Source organism: Erwinia sp. BNK-24-b (assembly GCF_047456155.1).
Taxonomy (GTDB): domain Bacteria; phylum Pseudomonadota; class Gammaproteobacteria; order Enterobacterales; family Enterobacteriaceae; genus Erwinia; species Erwinia phyllosphaerae.
Genome location: NZ_CP179901.1, coordinates 3,475,551 through 3,494,120, shown reverse-complemented (window position 1 = coordinate 3,494,120; position 18,570 = coordinate 3,475,551). Strand labels below are relative to the sequence as shown.

General features: G+C 53.8%; 16 protein-coding genes and 1 pseudogene. 12 read left to right on the top strand and 5 right to left on the bottom strand.

All coding sequences use genetic code 11. The features are described from left to right. Positions 1–3: 3 nt before the first annotated feature. Entirely contained in the window at positions 4–930 is a 927-nt protein-coding gene (gene cyoA, locus ACMGGR_RS16000) for a cytochrome o ubiquinol oxidase subunit II (RefSeq protein WP_246758544.1), read from the bottom strand. 885 nt (positions 931–1,815) lie between these two features. Between cyoA and ACMGGR_RS15995 the strand changes: the two genes are divergently transcribed. Next, positions 1,816–2,040, top strand: coding sequence for a hypothetical protein (locus ACMGGR_RS15995; protein WP_414147316.1), 225 nt, complete (start codon positions 1,816–1,818; stop codon positions 2,038–2,040). Between the two features lies 1 nt (position 2,041). Here the strand turns inward: ACMGGR_RS15995 and ampG are convergent, their stop codons facing one another. After that, positions 2,042–3,511: a muropeptide MFS transporter AmpG gene (gene ampG, locus ACMGGR_RS15990; RefSeq protein ID WP_414147315.1), complete on the bottom strand. Its 1,470-nt coding sequence runs from the start codon at positions 3,509–3,511 to the stop codon at positions 2,042–2,044. Between the two features lie 41 nt (positions 3,512–3,552). Then, the gene (locus tag ACMGGR_RS15985) at positions 3,553–4,131 is read right to left on the bottom strand and encodes a lipoprotein (RefSeq protein ID WP_246758552.1); all 579 of its coding nucleotides are present in this window, start codon (positions 4,129–4,131) and stop codon (positions 3,553–3,555) included. Between the two features lie 295 nt (positions 4,132–4,426). Here ACMGGR_RS15985 and bolA point away from each other — a divergent pair, with 295 nt between their 5' ends. The 4 genes from bolA (at position 4,427) to clpX (ACMGGR_RS15965) (ending at position 8,679) form a co-directional block, all read left to right on the top strand. Beyond that, positions 4,427–4,741, top strand: a complete 315-nt coding sequence (bolA, locus tag ACMGGR_RS15980) for a transcriptional regulator BolA (RefSeq protein ID WP_246758553.1) — start codon at positions 4,427–4,429, stop codon at positions 4,739–4,741. A 321-nt stretch (positions 4,742–5,062) separates the two neighbouring features. Then, the gene (gene tig / locus ACMGGR_RS15975; protein WP_246758554.1) at positions 5,063–6,367 is read left to right on the top strand and encodes a trigger factor; all 1,305 of its coding nucleotides are present in this window, start codon (positions 5,063–5,065) and stop codon (positions 6,365–6,367) included. 323 nt (positions 6,368–6,690) lie between these two features. After that, entirely contained in the window at positions 6,691–7,314 is a 624-nt protein-coding gene (gene clpP / locus ACMGGR_RS15970; RefSeq protein ID WP_246758555.1) for an ATP-dependent Clp endopeptidase proteolytic subunit ClpP, read from the top strand. A 90-nt stretch (positions 7,315–7,404) separates the two neighbouring features. After that, positions 7,405–8,679, top strand: a complete 1,275-nt coding sequence (gene clpX / locus ACMGGR_RS15965; RefSeq protein ID WP_246758556.1) for an ATP-dependent protease ATP-binding subunit ClpX — start codon at positions 7,405–7,407, stop codon at positions 8,677–8,679. 69 nt (positions 8,680–8,748) lie between these two features. Here clpX (ACMGGR_RS15965) and ACMGGR_RS15960 read toward each other — a convergent pair whose 3' ends face one another. Further along, positions 8,749–9,333, bottom strand: a complete 585-nt coding sequence (locus ACMGGR_RS15960; RefSeq protein ID WP_246758557.1) for an ATP-dependent Clp protease proteolytic subunit — start codon at positions 9,331–9,333, stop codon at positions 8,749–8,751. Positions 9,334–9,641: 308 nt separating this feature from the next. Here ACMGGR_RS15960 and clpX (ACMGGR_RS15955) point away from each other — a divergent pair, with 308 nt between their 5' ends. The 6 genes from clpX (ACMGGR_RS15955) to ACMGGR_RS15930 all read left to right on the top strand — a co-directional run bounded on the left by clpX (ACMGGR_RS15955) (position 9,642) and on the right by ACMGGR_RS15930 (position 17,219). Then, positions 9,642–10,916 carry an ATP-dependent protease ATP-binding subunit ClpX gene (gene clpX / locus ACMGGR_RS15955; protein ID WP_246758558.1) on the top strand — a complete coding sequence of 425 codons (1,275 nt, stop codon included), beginning with the start codon at positions 9,642–9,644 and terminating at the stop codon, positions 10,914–10,916. A gap of 188 nt (positions 10,917–11,104) precedes the next feature. Beyond that, entirely contained in the window at positions 11,105–13,459 is a 2,355-nt protein-coding gene (gene lon, locus ACMGGR_RS15950) for an endopeptidase La (RefSeq protein ID WP_246758559.1), read from the top strand. A gap of 205 nt (positions 13,460–13,664) precedes the next feature. After that, a complete protein-coding gene (hupB, locus tag ACMGGR_RS15945) occupies positions 13,665–13,937 on the top strand; it encodes a nucleoid-associated protein HU-beta (RefSeq protein ID WP_246758560.1) in 273 nt (90 codons plus the stop codon). Between the two features lie 200 nt (positions 13,938–14,137). Further along, on the top strand, positions 14,138–16,009 hold the full coding sequence (gene ppiD / locus ACMGGR_RS15940) for a peptidylprolyl isomerase (RefSeq protein ID WP_414147314.1): 1,872 nt from the start codon (positions 14,138–14,140) through the stop codon (positions 16,007–16,009). Positions 16,010–16,148: 139 nt separating this feature from the next. Then, entirely contained in the window at positions 16,149–16,472 is a 324-nt protein-coding gene (locus tag ACMGGR_RS15935) for a ComEA family DNA-binding protein (protein WP_414147313.1), read from the top strand. Positions 16,473–16,817: 345 nt separating this feature from the next. Then, entirely contained in the window at positions 16,818–17,219 is a 402-nt protein-coding gene (locus tag ACMGGR_RS15930; RefSeq protein WP_246758565.1) for an acyl-CoA thioesterase, read from the top strand. Positions 17,220–17,374: 155 nt separating this feature from the next. On the opposite strand, the gene queC is transcribed toward ACMGGR_RS15930, so the two are convergent. Continuing rightward, a complete protein-coding gene (queC, locus tag ACMGGR_RS15925; RefSeq protein WP_414147312.1) occupies positions 17,375–18,070 on the bottom strand; it encodes a 7-cyano-7-deazaguanine synthase QueC in 696 nt (231 codons plus the stop codon). Positions 18,071–18,332: 262 nt separating this feature from the next. On the opposite strand from queC, the pseudogene ACMGGR_RS15920 reads away from it, so the two are divergent. After that, positions 18,333–18,452: pseudogene (locus tag ACMGGR_RS15920) on the top strand (transcriptional regulator); the annotation flags it as partial. Positions 18,453–18,570 lie beyond the last annotated feature (118 nt).

Sequence of the window (18,570 nt, the reverse complement as noted above, 5' to 3'; positions counted from 1 at the left end):
GTATTATTCCTCGGCTCCCGCATGAGAGGCTTCGTTCATGTCCATGCCTTCGTGCGCTGGCGTGTTCATGTTCCCGTGGTTCATCTTGAATTTGCCAATAACCTGCTTGAACAATTCAGGATTCGCCGTGGAGAAGAACTCAACCGGATGGTTTTCGCTTGGCGCAGCCAGTTTCTCGAAATCATCCATGGTCATCAGCTGGTTAGAGGACTCTTTGGCTTTCGCTACCCACTGATTGAAAGACGCATTATCAGGCGTGGCGATTGCTTTAAACTTCATGCCAGAGAAGCCGCGACCACTGAAGTTAGAGGAGATACCGTCAAACGTACCGGCTTCATTCGCAATCAGATGCAGTTCAGTCTGCATGCCCGCCATAGCGTAAATCTGGCTACCGAGGGTAGGAATGAAGAAGGAGTTCATTACGGAGTTAGATGTGATCTTAAAGGTCACTGGTGTATTAGCCGGGAAAGCGATCTGGTTAACGGTTGCAATACCCTGTTCAGGGTAGATAAACAGCCATTTCCAGTCCAGCGCGACCACATCAATCTCGACCGGTTTCACATCGGAAGCCAGTGGTTTACTTGGTTCCAGCGCGTGGGTTGATTTCCACGTGAGAACACCAAGAAAGAGAATGATTAAGATCGGCACAGTCCAAACCACGGCTTCCACTTTATTCGAGTGTGACCAGTTAGGGCTGTATTTCGCATTAGTATTGGATGCCCGATATTTCCAGGCGAATACTACGGCCATCAGGACTGCAGGAATAACGACGATCATCATCAAGCCAAAGGCTGTCAGTATCAGCGAACGTTGCTCCAGTGCAACCTGTCCCTTGGGATTTAACAATGCACTATCACAGCCACTTAACAATACAGTGCCTGCGATTAATGACAAAATCCCCAAACTTTTATTGTATTTCCTGAGTCTCATTTAACGACCTCAATGACAAGGGCTCTATTGTCGTTTAAGTGTGGCGGCATTTTACGGGAACGTTTCAGTACTGTAAACCAGCAACAGCTTGTGTCAGCAAGGCGTTGACACCTTTTGCAAACACTGTCACAGATGTTGCGGAGGGTGACAAAATATGAATAACAGCAAGGCTTTGGCCTCAATATAACAAAAACAGATGGAAAAGCCCTTTCAAAAATCGTGGATGCTATAAACAGCGAAAATGGTACTCATTTATTTAACATATCTGTATCAATTGATCTAAATCAAATTAGCAGAAATAGTTTCGCAGCGGTTTTTATTTGGCATTTAGATGTAAATGTAAAGGCGAGAATCTTTAAGAAATAACGGATGGCGCTTTATTAGCGAAGCGGCACAATTGTTAAAAAGCGGTCAAATATACGGCGACTCGCCCCTGTTTTTAGCGATAAAAAAAGCGCATTTGTTACGTTGCTGTTAGTGATTTTTCTGCTATGGGAAGCGTTCGGGCAGCATATATTGCTTTCGTAGTAGAACCACTAATATAAATGCTGCTTTTTAGTACGTCTGCCCGCTTTCCTCAGGCCACGTAGTTTGCCTTAAGTTGCCTGTCTGACGCAGCCTGTTTGCTGTAGACTCGCCTTCTTTTTGTGAGCAACGCCACACTATTTCGATCTGTTATTATTTTCCGGTTGACAACACATGGGGTAATTCTCTGTGTAGTGCCTTATATAACGCTTAACTGGAGCAGTTGATGTTGCTAAAGCCCAATCTGATTATCGACTGTGGGATGACCGGCGAAACCTTCCGATCGCAGCCGTTTTCCCACGTTAAAAGAGCGCTATTCGACTTTTCGTCCCGCCTGTGGGCAAACCGCGCTGCTGGGGGTTGAGTATCACTGAAGAAGCGCGTTCATTCAGCTATAGCGACAGCACCGCAAAACAAAAGGCGGCGGGCTTTGCCCTGACGCATCTGCGTGCAGAGCTTAGTCCGGGCGCGGGCTGGAACCTGAACGCGGCAATCAATAACGTTTTTGATAAAAAGTACGCCCTGACGGAAGGCTTTTACGAGTCAGGGCGTCAGTACTGGCTGGGCGCGGAATATCGCTTCTGACTCAGGCCGTTTGCCGACCGGCCAGGTAATCCAGTAGCGTACCCAGCACGACGCCTGCCAGCCCAAAGCCTGCCGCGCTGCTGAAGAGCGGGCTGAGCAGAGGGTTACTGTGCAGCAGGCCGGTTGCGCCAAGCGCCAGCAGGATCAGCCCGCCAGCGGCAAGCGCGCAGCCCAGCAGCAGCAGGCGGATCGCCCAGCGATAGGCTTGCGGCCACAGCGTACGCGGCACAAACTCCGCATGCTGCGCCCGATCCAGCGTGCGCTTACAGCCGGCCAGCAAAATCAGGCCAGGCAGCGCGGCGGCGACGGAAAAGGCATAAAACGTCGGCCAGCCCCAGCTTTCCACAAACCAGCCTGCCACCGGCCCGACATAGACGCGGCCAACGGCGGCAAGTGCCGAAAGCAGAGCGAACTGCGTGGCGGAAAACGACTTATTGCATAACGTCATCAGCAGGGCGACAAAGGCCGCCGTGCCCATTCCGCCGCAAAGGTTTTCTGCAAATACGGCAGCAGCCATGCTGTACAGGTGCTTATCGGTGACCGACAGCAGCCAGTAAGCCATATTGGAAAGCGCCTGCAGAATGCCAAACAGCATCAGCGCGCGATAAAGGCTCAGCCGCTGCATCAGCACGCCGCCATACAATGCGCCAAGGATCGTCGCAAACAGGCCAAGAGTTTTGTTAACCAGGCCAACGTCTCCGGCGTCAAAACCCACGCCGCGGATTAGAAAAATCGTTGTCAGGCTGGCGGCAAAGGCGTCGCCAAGCTTATAAAGGACGATCAAAGACAGGATCAGCCAGGCATTATTGCGGGTAAAGAAATCGCGTAAAGGTGCGATGACGGCCTCTTCCAGCGTGCGTGGCTGAACCACGGCTTCGCTCGGCTCTTTGGCCAGCAGCGTGGCAATCAGGCCAGGCACCATCATCGCGGCCATCAGCCACCAGATGGCATGCCAGCCGAGAAAGCGGTCGGCCAGCCACAGCGCAAGTCCACCGGAAACCAGCATCGCCAGTCGATAGCCGAAAACGCTGATGGCGGCGCCGCTACCGCGTTCTTCGGCTGGCAAAATATCCGTTTTCCAGGCGTCGAAGACAATATCCTGCGAGGCGGAGCAGAAAGCGACCAGCACGGCCAGCGACGCCAGCAGCGTCAGGTCACGGTCTGGCTGCATAAAGCCCATCAGTGCAATACCGACAATCAGCAGCAGCTGGGTGATCAGCAGCCAGCCGCGACGACGCCCGAGAAAAGGCGGCGTATAGCGATCCATCAGCGGTGACCACAGAAATTTAAAAACGTAGGCTTGCCCGACAAGGGAAAAAAAGCCGATGGTTTTGATATCGATGTTCTCAACGGCCATCCAGGCCTGCAGCGTGCCGGAGGTCAACGCCAGCGGTAAACCGGAAGAGAAACCCAGCAGAAGCAGAAGCGCGGCGTTGCGGCGGGTAAAGATGTGCAGATAGTGACTGGGCATACAAACCTTAAAACGATGCCCGCCGTCAGGCGGGCAGGAGATTAACGGGCGTTCTGCTTGATAAACTCGTGGATGCTGGTGTCCTGAGCCATATCTTCAATCACATCGCCCAGCGTGGAGTTAACCGCGTTGGTAATCTTATCGTTGGTGGCGTTGAAAGCCCCTTCAACGCTGTAGGTCTGGCGGTAGTTTTTCACCTGCTTGCTGCCGTTTTTCGCCGTGGCGATAATCGAAATATCGGCTTTCGTGGTGATGCTGTAGCGCACGTTACCCTGGGTTACGTCGGCATAAAGGTTGTTAACCACGATTTGCAGGTCAACCGCGCCGTTTGGCCCAATCATATAGCCGCGCGCGCCCATTTGTTTCTCCAGCACTTCCTGCAGCAGGAAACGCAGATCGCGTGAAGGCGTAAGCGTAACCAGCTGACCATCGCGGTTAACTTTCGCCAGGGCGCGATCGCTACGCTGATCGGCACCGTTAATGCTGACGGTAATGCCCATCAGGCTCGGATCCTGCTGCGGAAGCTTAATGGCTGGCGAAATATTCAGTGTGTTGCTGCTGGTTGCGCAGCCGGCCAGCATAAAAACGGCCAGCAGGGGGAAAAATAATTTTTTTAGCATGCTTATCTTCTCGATTTTATGGGGTGTAGTGCCGACAAACCGCGGTCATCATATCATTGCCTGAAACAAGAGGAAGCCCTGTCCGCGCGCAAATTCATCCCCTTACATTTTTTTAACCTGCCGCTTTTCACGCGTCGGCCATCTTTTATCGCGTAAGCAGTTGCAGCCGTAAACCAGAGAATGCACAGTAGCGGGCTTTCCGGCCGCTATTTTTCTGTAAAACGAATCGGCAGACGGCGAAATCCGGCTAGTATTTAAAGAGATGGGGCGCATCAGATCGTAGAGGAGTGTTGTTATGATCCGCGAACAAATAGAAGAAAAGTTAAGAACGGCCTTTGCACCCGTGCATCTGGAAGTTCATGACGAAAGTTACCGGCACAACGTTCCGGCAGGAGCAGAAAGCCATTTTAAAGTGGTCATCGTCAGCGACAGCTTTCTTAACCAGCGATTTCTGATGCGGCACCGTGCTATTTATAGCGCGCTGGCAGACGAACTGGCGGGAAGCGTCCACGCGCTGGCGCTGCATACCTATACCGTGAAAGAGTGGGCGGGATTACAGGATACCGTACCGGCCTCGCCCAACTGTCGCGGAGCCGGTACGCTGGCCTGAGAAAAACGCTTAAAATCTGAAGCGGCCTGCGGGCCGCTTTGTTGTTTCTGGACGAAAAAGCCCTGTCCATTGCTTTTTTTACGGCTTTCGGGTGCAAAAAGCGTGAAGCTTAACGAAATGCCAGCGTGCGGCAGCCTCGACTCGCTTTGACGTTGCCGCTATAATGCTGCGTCTGTTTTTCCGAATGTCTTCGGGACGCTTCTGGCAACAGGGAATGCGGTTCTGACATCAGAGGCCGTCCCGGTTCTTAGTCTTCCTTTATATCATTGATGTAAAGCGAGTCTGAAGTTGACCGAGCACGTGATTTATTGAGGTAATAAGATGCAAGTTTCAGTAGAAACAACTCAGGGCCTGGGCCGTCGCGTTACGATTACCGTTGCTAAAGATGTGATCGAAAACGCGGTGAAAAATGAGCTGGTCAGCGTATCTAAAAAAGTACGCATCGACGGCTTCCGCAAAGGGAAAGTGCCGATGACCGTCGTTGCACAGCGTTACGGCGCTTCCGTTCGCCAGGACGTTCTGGGCGATCTGATGCAGCGTAACTTTGTTGATGCGATCATCAAAGAAAAGATCAATCCGGCTGGCGCGCCAAACTACGTGCCGGGCGAATACAAAACCGGCGAAGACTTCACCTACTCTGTCGAGTTCGAAGTTTATCCGGAAGTTGAGCTGAAAGGTCTGGAAGCAATCGAAGTTGAAAAACCGGTTGTCTCCGTGACCGACGAAGACGTTGACACCATGCTGGACACGCTGCGCAAGCAGCAGGCCACCTGGAAAGAGACCGACCGCGCAGCAGAAGCTGAAGACCGCGCTACCATCGACTTCTCCGGCTCTGTTGACGGCGAAGAGTTCGAAGGCGGCAAAGCGTCTGACTTCGTGCTGGCCATGGGCCAGGGTCGTATGATCCCGGGCTTTGAAGACGGTATCGTTGGCCACAAAGCGGGCGAAACCTTTACCATCGACGTGAACTTCCCGGAAGATTACCACGCTGAAAACCTGAAAGGGAAAGCAGCGAAGTTTGAAATCGTGCTGAAGAAAGTTGAAGAGCGCGAGCTGCCGGAATTCACCGAAGAGTTCATCAAGCGTTTCGGCGTGGAAGATGGCTCCGTAGCGGGTCTGCGTACCGAAGTGCGTAAAAACATGGAGCGCGAGCTGAAAGGCGCCGTGCGTAACCGTGTGAAGACTCAGGCTATCGACGGTCTGGTTAACGCTAACGAAATCGACGTGCCGGCTGCGCTGATCGACAGCGAAATCGACGTGCTGAAGCGTCAGGCTGCACAGCGTTTCGGCGGCAACGAGCAGCAGGCTCTGGAACTGCCTCGTGAGCTGTTCGAAGAGCAGGCTAAGCGCCGCGTGATGGTTGGTCTGCTGCTGGGCGAAGTGATTCGCACCCACGAGCTGAAAGCTGATGAAGATCGCGTGAAGACCCTGATCGAAGAGATGGCGTCCGCTTACGAAGATCCATCAGAAGTCATCGAGTTCTACAGCAAGAACAACGAGCTGATGAACAACATGCGCAACGTGGCTCTGGAAGAGCAGGCGGTGGAAGCCGTGCTGGAAAAAGCAAAAGTCACCGAGAAAGAAACTAATTTCCAGGAACTGATGAACCAGACCCAACCGGCCTGATCGTCTGATATTTTAGGATAAAGTAAAGCCCGTGGCCGTAATGACCGCGGGCTTTTTTTATTTATCCGCCGCCACGAGCCGTAATATGGGCCTTATTCGTTCATTAAACCGGCAAATTATCGACTATGCTACTTTTCCTGGTTAGCAGTTGAGAAAAACGTTGTTATGCTTGAATTAGCGGGGCTGCATCCCCAGATAGAAAAGTTACACGGCTTCAGGGTCGCCGATAGCTTTCGGTGAACGAAGTTGGGGACATAGTGTTCCGGAACGCTCTCAAGTAGAATTGGTAGTGTTGCCAAATGAAATTTATCCAGGAGACGGTAATGTCATACAATGGCGAACGTGAACAAACAGCACCTCACATGGCGCTGGTGCCGATGGTGGTCGAACAAACTTCTCGCGGAGAGCGTTCTTACGATATCTTTTCCCGCCTGCTGAAAGAACGCATTATCTTCCTGACCGGTCAGGTCGAAGATCATATGGCGAATCTGATCGTCGCGCAGATGCTGTTTCTGGAAGCGGAAAACCCGGAAAAAGATATCCACCTTTATATCAACTCTCCTGGTGGCGTGATTACTGCGGGCATGTCTATTTATGACACCATGCAATTTATTAAACCTGACGTCAGCACCATCTGTATGGGCCAGGCCTGCTCGATGGGTTCTTTCCTGCTGACGGCAGGCGCAAAAGGCAAGCGTTACTGCCTGCCGCACTCGCGAGTGATGATCCACCAGCCGCTGGGCGGCTTCCAGGGTCAGGCGTCAGACATTGATATCCACGCGCGTGAAATTATCAAAACCAAGCAGATGATGAACGAGCTGATGGCTAAACATACCGGCCAGAGCGTCGAGACCATCGAGCGCGATACCCAGCGCGACCGCTTCCTGTCAGCCAGCGAAGCAGTGGAATATGGCCTGGTAGATTCCATCCTGAACCAGCGCGGCTAATTTCCGCCCTGGTCGGTGAAAAAGAGTGCTGCCGTAATGAGGGCAGGCTGATGGCGCAGGCCGTCGGCGTAAAAATAGAGGGGCAAGTTAATGACAGATAAACGCAAAGACGGTTCAGGAAAGCTGCTGTACTGCTCTTTTTGCGGCAAAAGCCAGCATGAAGTACGCAAGCTGATTGCCGGCCCGTCAGTGTATGTCTGCGACGAGTGTGTCGATCTGTGTAACGACATCATTCGCGAAGAGATCAAAGAAGTTGCGCCTCACCGCGAGCGCAGTTCGCTGCCGACGCCACATGAAATCCGCGAGCATCTGGACGACTACGTCATCGGCCAGGAGCGCGCGAAGAAGGTGTTGGCAGTAGCGGTTTATAACCACTACAAGCGCCTGCGCAACGGCGACAGCAGCAACGGCATCGAGCTGGGCAAAAGTAACATTCTGCTGATTGGCCCGACGGGTAGCGGTAAAACGCTGCTGGCGGAAACGCTGGCGCGTCTGCTGGACGTGCCGTTTACCATGGCCGACGCCACCACGCTGACCGAAGCGGGCTACGTGGGCGAAGACGTGGAAAACATCATCCAGAAGCTGCTGCAGAAATGCGACTACGACGTGCAGAAAGCGCAGCGCGGCATCGTCTATATCGATGAAATCGACAAGATTTCCCGCAAGTCGGATAACCCGTCAATCACGCGTGACGTGTCGGGCGAGGGCGTGCAGCAGGCGCTGCTGAAGCTGATAGAGGGCACGGTTGCCGCAGTACCGCCGCAGGGCGGACGCAAGCATCCTCAGCAGGAGTTTTTGCAGGTGGATACCTCAAAAATCCTGTTTATCTGCGGCGGCGCGTTTGCGGGCCTGGATAAGGTTGTCTCACAGCGCGTGGATACCGGAACGGGCATCGGCTTTGGCGCAACGGTAAAAGGCAAGGCGGAAAAGGCGACGGAAGGCGAGCTGCTGGCGCAGGTCGAGCCGGAAGACCTGATCAAGTTCGGCCTGATCCCGGAATTCATCGGCCGTCTGCCGGTGGTGGCAACGCTGACCGAGCTGAGCGAAGAAGCGCTGATCCAGATCCTGCGCGAGCCGAAGAACGCGCTGACCAAGCAGTACCAGGCGCTGTTTAACCTGGAAGGCGTGGAGCTGGAGTTCCGCGAGGAAGCGCTGAAGGCGATAGCGGGCAAAGCGATGTCGCGTAAAACCGGCGCGCGCGGTCTGCGTTCAATCGTGGAAGGTGCGCTGCTGGACACCATGTATGACCTGCCGTCGATGGACGACGTGGAAAAAGTGGTGATCGACGAATCGGTGATAGCGGGCGAGTCGGAGCCGATGCTGATTTACGGCAAGGGCGATACGCAGCAGGCATCTGGCGAATAATATTAGCCGGTATGCTAAAAAGAAAGAGAGCCAACAGGCTCTCTTTTTTTTAGCGAAAAACAGCGTGGGTTAACCTTTCAGCTCATCCCAATGGGTAATCAGGTGGCTGGCGATGCCGTATTCGATCGCCTGCTGTGGCCCCATCCAGTAGTTGCTGTCAGTATCCTGCTCGACTTTTTCCAGCGGTTGACCGGTCGCCTTGCTGATCAGATGGTTAATGCGGTCACGCGCGCGCAGCAGCTCGTTGGCTTCAATTTCAATATCGGAAACCTTGCCTCTGACTCCGCCCAGCGGCTGGTGGATCATAAAACGCGTGTTGGGCAGCGTATAACGATCTTCTTTCTCTGCCGCCAGGAAAATAGTGATGCCGGCGCTGGCTACCCAGCCCGTACCAATAACCTGAACCTTAGGCTTCACGAATTTGATCATGTCATGGATGGTATCGCCTGCTTCAACGTGGCCGCCCTGGCTGTTGATAAACAGCTTGATTGGCTCGTCGCCCATTTCCTGCAGGATCAGCAGCTGTGCGGTCACTTTCTCCGCCAGAGCCTGATCTATTTCGCCAGAAATGATCACAGATCGGGCTTGCAGTAACTTGTTAAGCGCCAGAGAGGATTTCTCTTCCGGGCTTTCTTTCTTTGGCTCCTGAGACATTATTTAGACTCCATCGGATACGATCTGTATAAGTGACAAGAGTTTAGCATAATCCATCCACCAGCTAAATCAACTGTCGCGCATGCGATTTTTTACCATCCAAAACAGCAGGTTAATAAAAGAAGCCGTTTTTAATACGCGCTAAAAAATAGTTTTATGGCGCGTGGACGAAAAAGAAAAATATCAACAGACAGGCACAGAAGGGCGGGCTTTAGCTGACAAAATAGCGCCAAAATGCGCTATATTAAGTGCTGGTCTATTGATTAAGTCAGCCTGTAAGGGCCGTTGATAAGGCATGAGGTTAACTGATGACAGAGAAGCGCAAAGACGGTTCAGGGAAGCTGCTGTACTGCTCTTTTTGCGGCAAAAGCCAGCATGAAGTTCGTAAGCTGATTGCCGGCCCGTCAGTCTATATTTGCGACGAGTGTGTCGATCTGTGTAACGACATCATTCGCGAAGAGATCAAAGAAGTTGCGCCGCATCGCGAGCGCAGTTCGCTGCCGACGCCACATGAAATCCGCGAGCATCTGGACGACTACGTCATCGGCCAGGAGCGCGCGAAGAAGGTGCTGTCGGTGGCGGTTTATAACCACTACAAGCGCCTGCGCAACGGCGACAGCAGCAACGGCATCGAGCTGGGCAAAAGTAATATTCTGCTGATTGGCCCGACGGGTAGCGGTAAAACGCTGCTGGCGGAAACGCTGGCGCGCCTGCTGGACGTGCCGTTTACCATGGCCGACGCCACCACGCTGACCGAAGCGGGCTACGTGGGCGAAGACGTGGAAAACATCATCCAGAAGCTGCTGCAGAAATGCGACTACGACGTGCAGAAAGCGCAGCGCGGCATCGTCTATATCGATGAAATCGACAAGATTTCCCGCAAGTCGGATAACCCGTCAATCACGCGTGACGTGTCGGGCGAGGGCGTGCAGCAGGCGCTGCTGAAGCTGATAGAAGGCACGGTGGCCGCAGTACCGCCGCAGGGCGGACGCAAGCATCCTCAGCAGGAGTTTTTGCAGGTGGATACCTCGAAAATCCTGTTTATCTGCGGCGGCGCGTTTGCGGGCCTGGATAAGGTTGTCTCACAGCGCGTGGATACCGGAACGGGCATCGGCTTTGGCGCAACGGTAAAAGGCAAGGCGGAAAAGGCGACGGAAGGCGAGCTGCTGGCGCAGGTCGAGCCGGAAGACCTGATTAAGTTCGGCCTGATCCCGGAATTCATCGGCCGTCTGCCGGTGGTGGCAACGCTGACCGAGCTGAGCGCCGAAGCGCTGATCCAGATCCTGCGCGAGCCGAAGAACGCGCTGATCAAGCAGTACCAGGCGCTGTTTAACCTGGAAGGCGTGGAGCTGGAGTTCCGCGAGGAAGCGCTGAAGGCGATAGCGGACAAGGCGATGTCGCGTAAAACCGGCGCGCGCGGTCTGCGTTCAATCGTGGAAGGTGCACTGCTGGACACCATGTATGACCTGCCGTCGATGGACGACGTGGAAAAAGTGGTGATCGACGAGTCGGTGATAGCGGGCGAGTCGGAGCCGATGCTGATTTACGGCAAGGGCGATACGCAGCAGGCGTCTGGTGAATAAATAACCACATCATTCCAAGCGGTTATCTCAAAAAAGGGAGAAATATTCTCCCTTTCACTTTTCTCTCGCACATAACGTTGAATGTCTTACATTCATCCCCATATACTCAACTACCTGTGGGTAAAACTGCATGCCTGACCATTGCGGTTCCCCTCACCCTGGCGGAAATTAAACTAAGAGAGAGCTCTATGAATCCTGAGCGTTCTGAACGCATTGAAATCCCTGTGTTGCCGTTGCGTGACGTAGTGGTTTATCCGCACATGGTAATTCCGTTGTTTGTAGGCCGTGAAAAATCAATTCGCTGCCTTGAAGCCGCCATGGATCATGACAAAAAGATCATGCTGGTCGCGCAGAAAGAGGCTTCAACGGATGAACCTGGCATTAACGATCTCTTCTCTGTAGGGACCGTAGCGTCAATTTTACAGATGCTGAAACTGCCTGACGGCACGGTAAAAGTGCTGGTTGAAGGTCTGCAGCGCGCGCATATCACCACGCTTGCCGATAACGGCGATCATTTTACCGCTCAGGCGGAATACCTGGCTTCGCCTGAGATTGACGAACGCGAGCAGGAAGTACTGGTCCGTACGGCGATCAATCAGTTTGAAGGCTATATCAAACTGAACAAAAAAATCCCGCCGGAAGTGCTGACCTCGCTGAACAGTATTGAAGACGCGGCGCGCCTTGCGGATACCGTGGCGGCCCACATGCCGCTGAAGCTGGCCGACAAGCAGTCCGTGCTGGAGATGTCCGACGTCAACGAGCGTCTGGAATATCTGATGGCGATGATGGAGTCGGAAATCGATCTGCTGCAGGTTGAAAAACGCATCCGCAACCGCGTTAAAAAGCAGATGGAAAAAAGCCAGCGCGAATACTATCTGAACGAACAGATGAAGGCGATTCAGAAAGAGCTGGGCGAAATGGACGATGCGCCTGACGAAAACGAAGCGCTGAAACGCAAAATCGACGCGGCGAAAATGCCGAAAGAAGCGCGTGAAAAAACCGAAGCCGAGCTGCAAAAGCTGAAGATGATGTCGCCAATGTCTGCGGAAGCCACCGTGGTACGCGGCTATATCGACTGGATGGTGCAGGTGCCGTGGAACGCGCGCAGCAAAGTGAAAAAAGACCTGGTTAAAGCGCAGGAAACGCTGGATACCGATCACTTTGGCCTGGAGCGGGTAAAAGACCGTATCCTGGAATATTTGGCCGTACAGAGCCGCGTCAGCAAAATCAAAGGGCCGATCCTGTGCCTGGTTGGGCCGCCAGGAGTGGGTAAAACCTCCCTGGGTCAGTCCATCGCGAAGGCGACCGGCCGCAAATATGTGCGTATGGCGCTGGGTGGCGTACGTGATGAAGCGGAAATCCGTGGTCATCGCCGTACCTATATCGGTTCTATGCCGGGCAAGCTTATCCAGAAAATGGCCAAAGTTGGCGTGAAAAACCCGCTTTTCCTGCTGGATGAAATCGACAAAATGTCCTCGGATATGCGTGGCGATCCGGCTTCGGCGCTGCTGGAAGTGTTAGATCCCGAGCAGAACATCGCGTTCAACGACCATTATCTGGAAGTTGACTACGATCTGTCCGACGTGATGTTTGTCGCAACCTCTAACTCCATGAACATTCCGGCTCCGTTGCTGGACCGTATGGAAGTGATCAGGCTGTCGGGCTATACCGAAGATGAAAAGCTCAATATTGCCAAACAGCACCTGCTGTCCAAGCAGATTGAACGCAACGCGCTGAAAGCCAGCGAGTTGACGGTAGATGACAGCGCGATTGTCAGCATCATCCGTTACTACACGCGTGAAGCGGGCGTGCGTAGCCTTGAGCGTGAACTGTCCAAGCTGTGCCGTAAAGCAGTGAAAACGCTGCTGATGGACAAGAGCGTTAGCCATATTGAAATTAACGCGGACAACCTGAAAGATTTCCTGGGCGTACAGCGTTATGACTATGGTCGCGCCGACAGCGAAAACCGCGTGGGTCAGGTAACGGGTCTGGCATGGACCGAAGTCGGCGGCGATCTGCTGACCATCGAAACCGCCTGCGTACCGGGTAAAGGCAAGCTGACCTATACCGGATCGCTGGGCGAAGTGATGCAGGAGTCTATCCAGGCCGCGCTGACCGTGGTACGTGCTCGCGCAGAGAAGCTGGGTATCAACGGCGACTTCTACGAGAAGCGTGACATCCACGTACACGTACCGGAAGGCGCGACGCCGAAAGATGGTCCAAGCGCCGGTATTGCTATGTGTACCGCACTGGTTTCCTGTCTGACCGGTAACCCGGTGCGCGCCGATGTGGCAATGACGGGTGAAATCACGCTGCGCGGTCAGGTTCTGCCAATTGGCGGCCTGAAAGAGAAGCTGCTGGCAGCTCATCGCGGCGGTATCAAAACCGTGCTGATCCCGGACGAAAACAAGCGCGATCTGGAAGAAATTCCGGATAATGTGATTGCCGATCTGGATATCCACCCGGTTAAGCGCATTGAAGAAGTCCTGACGCTGGCACTGCAAAACGCGCCTTACGGCATGCAGGTTGCTACCGCTAAATAGTGATGTAAGACAAAAACACCCTAAATCCAGAGCTGGCAAACGAATTCGGACTTGCCAGCTTTTTTTTGTGCCGTTAATTTAGGGGGCTGTTAAGCCGGTGAAGGTTTGTACCAACCGTGCCTTTACGACTCAGCAAATGAAAACTGATACGCATTCGTTACGGAAAACACCGTCGGCGAAGCGAATAAAAATAGGGGATGATTGAGTGAATAAGTCACAGTTGATCGACAATATTGCTGCCAGTGCGGATATTTCTAAAGCGGCGGCAGGACGTGTATTAGATGCCTTCATTGAAGCGGTAACGGATTCACTGAAAGCAGGCGATGAAGTTGCGCTGGTAGGATTCGGTACTTTTTCCGTACGTGACCGCGCGGAGCGTACCGGACGCAATCCTCAGACCGGCAAAGAAATCACCATTCCAGCCGGTAAAGTACCGGGCTTCCGCGCCGGTAAAGCGCTGAAAGACGCGGTTAATTAACGGCATTTAGCGCAAATACTTCGGTGGAATGAGGATTGTCCTGACGTTCTCATGTACCATACGGGGCACATCAGCACAATGATGTGCCTTTTTTGTTTTAACGGTCGCGAGCCTGATACGCAGCGGCGTAGCGCGTCCCCGGGAAACGGGTCGCCAGCGCAAGGGTTTACATTCATTACACAGCGGAGTGTTGTCACACCATGATGGACAATTTACGCGCGGCGTCGAACCATGTCGTGCTCAAAATTATACTGGGTCTGATCATCCTGTCTTTTGTGTTGACCGGGGTGGGCAACTACCTGATCGGCGGCAACGGGGATTATGCAGCCAAAGTTAACGGACAAGAAATCAGCCGTGCACAGCTGGAAAGAGCGTTTGGCAATGAACGTTCGCGCCAGCAGGATATGTTAGGCGACCAGTTCTCTCAGCTGGCAAGCAATCCAGCCTATTTGCAGCAGATTCGTCAGCAGGCGCTTTCGCAGCTGATCGATGAGGCGCTGCTGGATCAATATGCAAAAAATCTGCATCTGGCCATCAGCGACGCGCAAATCAAGCAGGCTATCTTCAGCCAGCCGGCTTTCCAGACCAACGGCAAGTTTGATAATGCTAAATATCTGGCAATTATCAACCAGATGGGCATTACGGCCGACCAGTATGCTCAGGCACTGCGCAAGCAGATGACCACGCAGCAGCTGATCGCTTCCGTCACCGGCACCGACTTTATGCTGCCAGGCGAAACCGATTCGCTGGCCGCGCTGGTGTCTCAGGAGCGTCTGGTGCGTGAAGCGACTATCGACGTAGCGGCGCTGGCAGCGAAGCAGACCGTCAGCGACGAAGAAGTCAAAAACTACTACGAGCAGAACAAAAACAGCTTTATGGCACCAGAGCAGTTCCGCGTCAGCTATATCAAGCTGGATGCGGCTTCGCTGCAGAAAGACCCCAGCGAGAGCGACATCCAGAGCTGGTACGCCAGCCATCAGCAGGACTATACCCAGCCGCAACGCAGCCGTTTCAGCATCATTCAGACCAAAACCGAAGCGGATGCCAAAGCGGTGCTGGATGCTTTAAACAAGGGCAGTGATTTTGCCGCGCTGGCAAAAGAGAAGTCCATTGACCCTATCTCAGCCCGCAAAGGCGGCGATATGGGCTGGCTGGAGCCGGATACCACGCCGGACGAGCTGAAAGGCGCGGGCCTGACGCAGAAGGGCCAGCTGTCGGGCGTAATCAAATCTTCCGTTGGCTTTATCGTTGCCCGTCTGGACGATGTGCAGCCGCAGCAGATTAAACCGCTTGCCGCTGTTCATGATGAAATTGCCGCTAAGGTGAAGCATGAAACCGCTGTCGATGCTTACTATAAGCTGCAGCAAAAAGTCAGCGATGCCGCCAGCAACGATAACGAATCGCTGGCAAGTGCGGAAGAAGTGGCAGGCGTCAAAGCGGTGGAAACAGGCTGGTTCAGCCACGATGCACCGCCAGCCGAGCTGAACTTCCAGCCGGTTGAGCAGGCCATCTTTAACGGCGGCCTGCTGGGTGAAAATGGCGCGCCGGGCAGTAACTCCGACATCATTACCGTAGACGGCGACCGTGCTTTTGTTCTGCGCATCACCGCGCATAAACCTGAAGCGGTTAAGCCTCTGAATGAAGTCAACGCAGAGATCGTGGCGACGCTGAAAAACCAGAAGGCGCAGGCTCAGGCGAAGGCGCAGGCAGAAAAACTGCTGACCGAGCTGAAAGCGGGCAAAGGCGATGAAGCGATGAAAGCCGCTGGCCTTAGCTTTGGCGCGCAGCAAACGCTGACCCGTGCGGGCCAGGACCAGCTGACCCAGACGGCGTTTACGCTGGCGCTGCCGGAAAAAGATAAGCCGGTGTATGGCGTGAGCGAAGACGGCAAAGGTAATGTTGTGGTACTGGCGCTGGATCAGGTTCGCCGCGGCACCATGCCGGACGCGCAGAAGAAGGCAATGGTTCAGGGCATTACGCAAAACAACGCGCAAATCGCCTTTGAAGCCTTGCTGAGCAATCTGCGTAAGGAAGCCAAAATCAAGTACGGCGCAGCGGCGCAGGCGCAATAAGCCTCGCAAAAATTCTGCAACCCGTTGCAAACTCAAAGGCCGCTTATGCGGCCTTTTCCATTTCTGTGATCTGCCGTTTGTCGTGACTGAAAGCCGGGCGTAGGCTGAGCCTGCTGTCAAACACATGGAGGAGAACAGCATGCAAAACAAACTACTGGCTTTAGGTTTTACCCTGTTACTGGGGGGCGCTTCGCCGCTTTATGCCGATCCGGCTGTCGATAACGTCAGCGCGCCGCAGGCGAGCACGCAAAAAGCTGCCGCGTCGCAAGAACAGGTGAGCATTAACCATGCGACGGCCGAAGAGCTTAGCGCCGTTATGAACGGCGTTGGAATAAAAAAAGCGCAGGCCATTATCAGCTACCGTGAGCAATATGGCCCTTTTACCCAAATAGATCAGCTGAAAGAGGTACCGGGGATAGGCAACGCGCTGGTAGAGCGCAATCTTCCACGGCTGAAGCTGTAACGCGTGGCCAGCGCGCTATACCCGGTTGCGGAAGCCGTAACGTACCGTTGCTGAAGCGTTATGCCATACAGCTGAAGCTTTAATGTGTCATGGCCAAAGCGCTGTACCCGGTTGCGGAGGCCTTAACGTACCATAGTTAAAGCGCTATAAAGCTTTAATGTGTCGTGGCCAAAGCGCTATACCTGATTACGCAAGCCGTACGCATGCAGTAAAACCGTCACGCTGCATGGCGGAAACTGTGATGAAGTTCGCGGGCTCCTTTTCCGGCAGTTTGCGTAGCGTGACGGGCTGCTATTCTGTAAGAGGTCATACCAGTGGGTATGGCCTTTTTTTCAGAGGCAGGCTATGGAAACAACAATTAAAGTTCGCGGTTATCACCTGGATGTCTATCAGCACGTCAATAACGCCCGCTACCTGGAATTTCTTGAGGAAGCACGCTGGGCCTGGCTGGAAAGAATGGAGGCTTTTCACTGGATGAATAACAACCGGCTGGCCTTTGTGGTGGTTAATATCAATATTAACTATCGCCGACCGGCCGTACTGGGCGATCTGCTGGCCATCAACAGCCAGCTGTTACAACTGGGCGGGAAAAGTGGGGTAATAGGCCAGACGGTCACGCTACAGCCGACTGGCGAAGCCATTGCTGACGCTACGCTGACCTTTGTCTGCATCGATCTGCGCACGCAAAAAGCGCAGCCGATGACGGGAGAGCTGGAGCAGAAGATGCGGCAGATGCTGGTGGAATAAGCCCACGGTGACTGATGCCGCTGCTGTCGTCCGTGGTGCGATAAGCCACGGTGACTGATGCCGCTGCTGTCGACCGTGGCGCAATAAGCCACGGTGACTGATGCCGCTGCTGTCGTCCGTGGTGCAATAAGCCGACGGTGACGGGAGCTACCCGGTTAGCGCAGGCCGGTTTTGCGCTGCATCTCCTGCATAACGGCCGTGCTGTCAGACTGATAGTCCCGCAGGCCGTTAGCACGCAGATGACAGGCGGCGCAGTCGCCGCAGCCATGGCCTTTAATGCCGTTGTAGCAGGTCAGGGTCTCGCTGCGTACCAGCGCCAGCTGCTGCCAGTAGTCCGCCAGTGCCCAGGTTTCAGCTTTGTTCAGCCACATCAGCGGCGTTTCAAAACGCACAGGTCGCGCCATGCCCAGCTCGACGGCATGGTTTAACGCTTTGACAAACTCGTCGCGACAGTCGGGATAGCCAGAAAAATCGGTTTCACAAACGCCGGTAATCACCGCTTCGGCTTCTACCTGATAAGCGTAAACAGAAGCCAGCGTCAGAAAAAGAATATTACGGCCGGGCACAAAGGTGCTGGGCAGGCCGCTGGCATCAGGATCGTAGGCCGGAACGGGAATGCTGTCGCGGGTCAGGCTGCTGACGGCCAGCTCGTTCAGTAGCGTTACGTCCAGCACCTTGTGCGCTCGTGCGCCGAGAGACTGCGACAGCACCCGAGCCGTGTCGATTTCCGCGCGGTGGCGCTGGCCATAGTCAAACGTCAGGCAATGGACCTCGTCATACTGGTGTAATGCCTGGATCAGGCAGGTGGTAGAATCCTGGCCGCCGCTGAAAACCACTACTGCACGTTTCATATGTTTACCTCATTAATCTGTTGTGCGATATGGTACTGCCTGCCCGGCCAGAAAGGTAGTCTTGCCGGGTGCCACCGTTTCGTCCTGCGGCAGCATAAGACCAGTGCGTTTATTTTCGCCGTTTTAAGGTATAAGGCATTAAGGGGAAAAAATTTAGTTTATTCACTGTAAAGTAGTAACTTAATAGAAATTTCTGCTACAAAATTCTGCCGCAACAGATAAAAAGTATGTTGAACGCCTGCGTTTAAGGTAACGGGGCTGTATGCTATTGATACAAACGCCAGCGGTAAGCGGGTATTTTACAACCACGCCTTGCTGGAAAGGCTTGAAAAGGCTGGAAGAGGAAAGCTATATTCGCGCCCGTGTCGTTTTACCACAGGGCTGGCTGACAGCATTATTGCCCGGTTACGCTGCAAAGATAAAAACACCGAGCTCTTCTGTCAGCATCTGGCCAGCCTGGCGCCGGCCTGAACAAGATAGCCGCTTTTATTGCGGAAGAG

Excerpts from the sequence above, each read along its gene's own strand:
- queC (WP_414147312.1), bottom strand. The coding sequence starts at position 18,070 with ATGAAACGTGCAGTAGTGGTTTTCAGCGGCGGCCAGGATTCTACCACC.
- ACMGGR_RS15930 (WP_246758565.1), top strand. The coding sequence starts at position 16,818 with ATGGAAACAACAATTAAAGTTCGCGGTTATCACCTGGATGTCTATCAG.
- ppiD (WP_414147314.1), top strand. The coding sequence starts at position 14,138 with ATGATGGACAATTTACGCGCGGCGTCGAACCATGTCGTGCTCAAAATT.
- lon (WP_246758559.1), top strand. The coding sequence starts at position 11,105 with ATGAATCCTGAGCGTTCTGAACGCATTGAAATCCCTGTGTTGCCGTTG.
- ACMGGR_RS15985 (WP_246758552.1), bottom strand. The coding sequence starts at position 4,131 with ATGCTAAAAAAATTATTTTTCCCCCTGCTGGCCGTTTTTATGCTGGCC.
- ACMGGR_RS15935 (WP_414147313.1), top strand. The coding sequence starts at position 16,149 with ATGCAAAACAAACTACTGGCTTTAGGTTTTACCCTGTTACTGGGGGGC.
- cyoA (WP_246758544.1), bottom strand. The coding sequence starts at position 930 with ATGAGACTCAGGAAATACAATAAAAGTTTGGGGATTTTGTCATTAATC.
- ACMGGR_RS15960 (WP_246758557.1), bottom strand. The coding sequence starts at position 9,333 with ATGTCTCAGGAGCCAAAGAAAGAAAGCCCGGAAGAGAAATCCTCTCTG.
- tig (WP_246758554.1), top strand. The coding sequence starts at position 5,063 with ATGCAAGTTTCAGTAGAAACAACTCAGGGCCTGGGCCGTCGCGTTACG.
- ampG (WP_414147315.1), bottom strand. The coding sequence starts at position 3,511 with ATGCCCAGTCACTATCTGCACATCTTTACCCGCCGCAACGCCGCGCTT.
- clpP (WP_246758555.1), top strand. The coding sequence starts at position 6,691 with ATGTCATACAATGGCGAACGTGAACAAACAGCACCTCACATGGCGCTG.
- bolA (WP_246758553.1), top strand. The coding sequence starts at position 4,427 with ATGATCCGCGAACAAATAGAAGAAAAGTTAAGAACGGCCTTTGCACCC.
- clpX (WP_246758556.1), top strand. The coding sequence starts at position 7,405 with ATGACAGATAAACGCAAAGACGGTTCAGGAAAGCTGCTGTACTGCTCT.
- clpX (WP_246758558.1), top strand. The coding sequence starts at position 9,642 with ATGACAGAGAAGCGCAAAGACGGTTCAGGGAAGCTGCTGTACTGCTCT.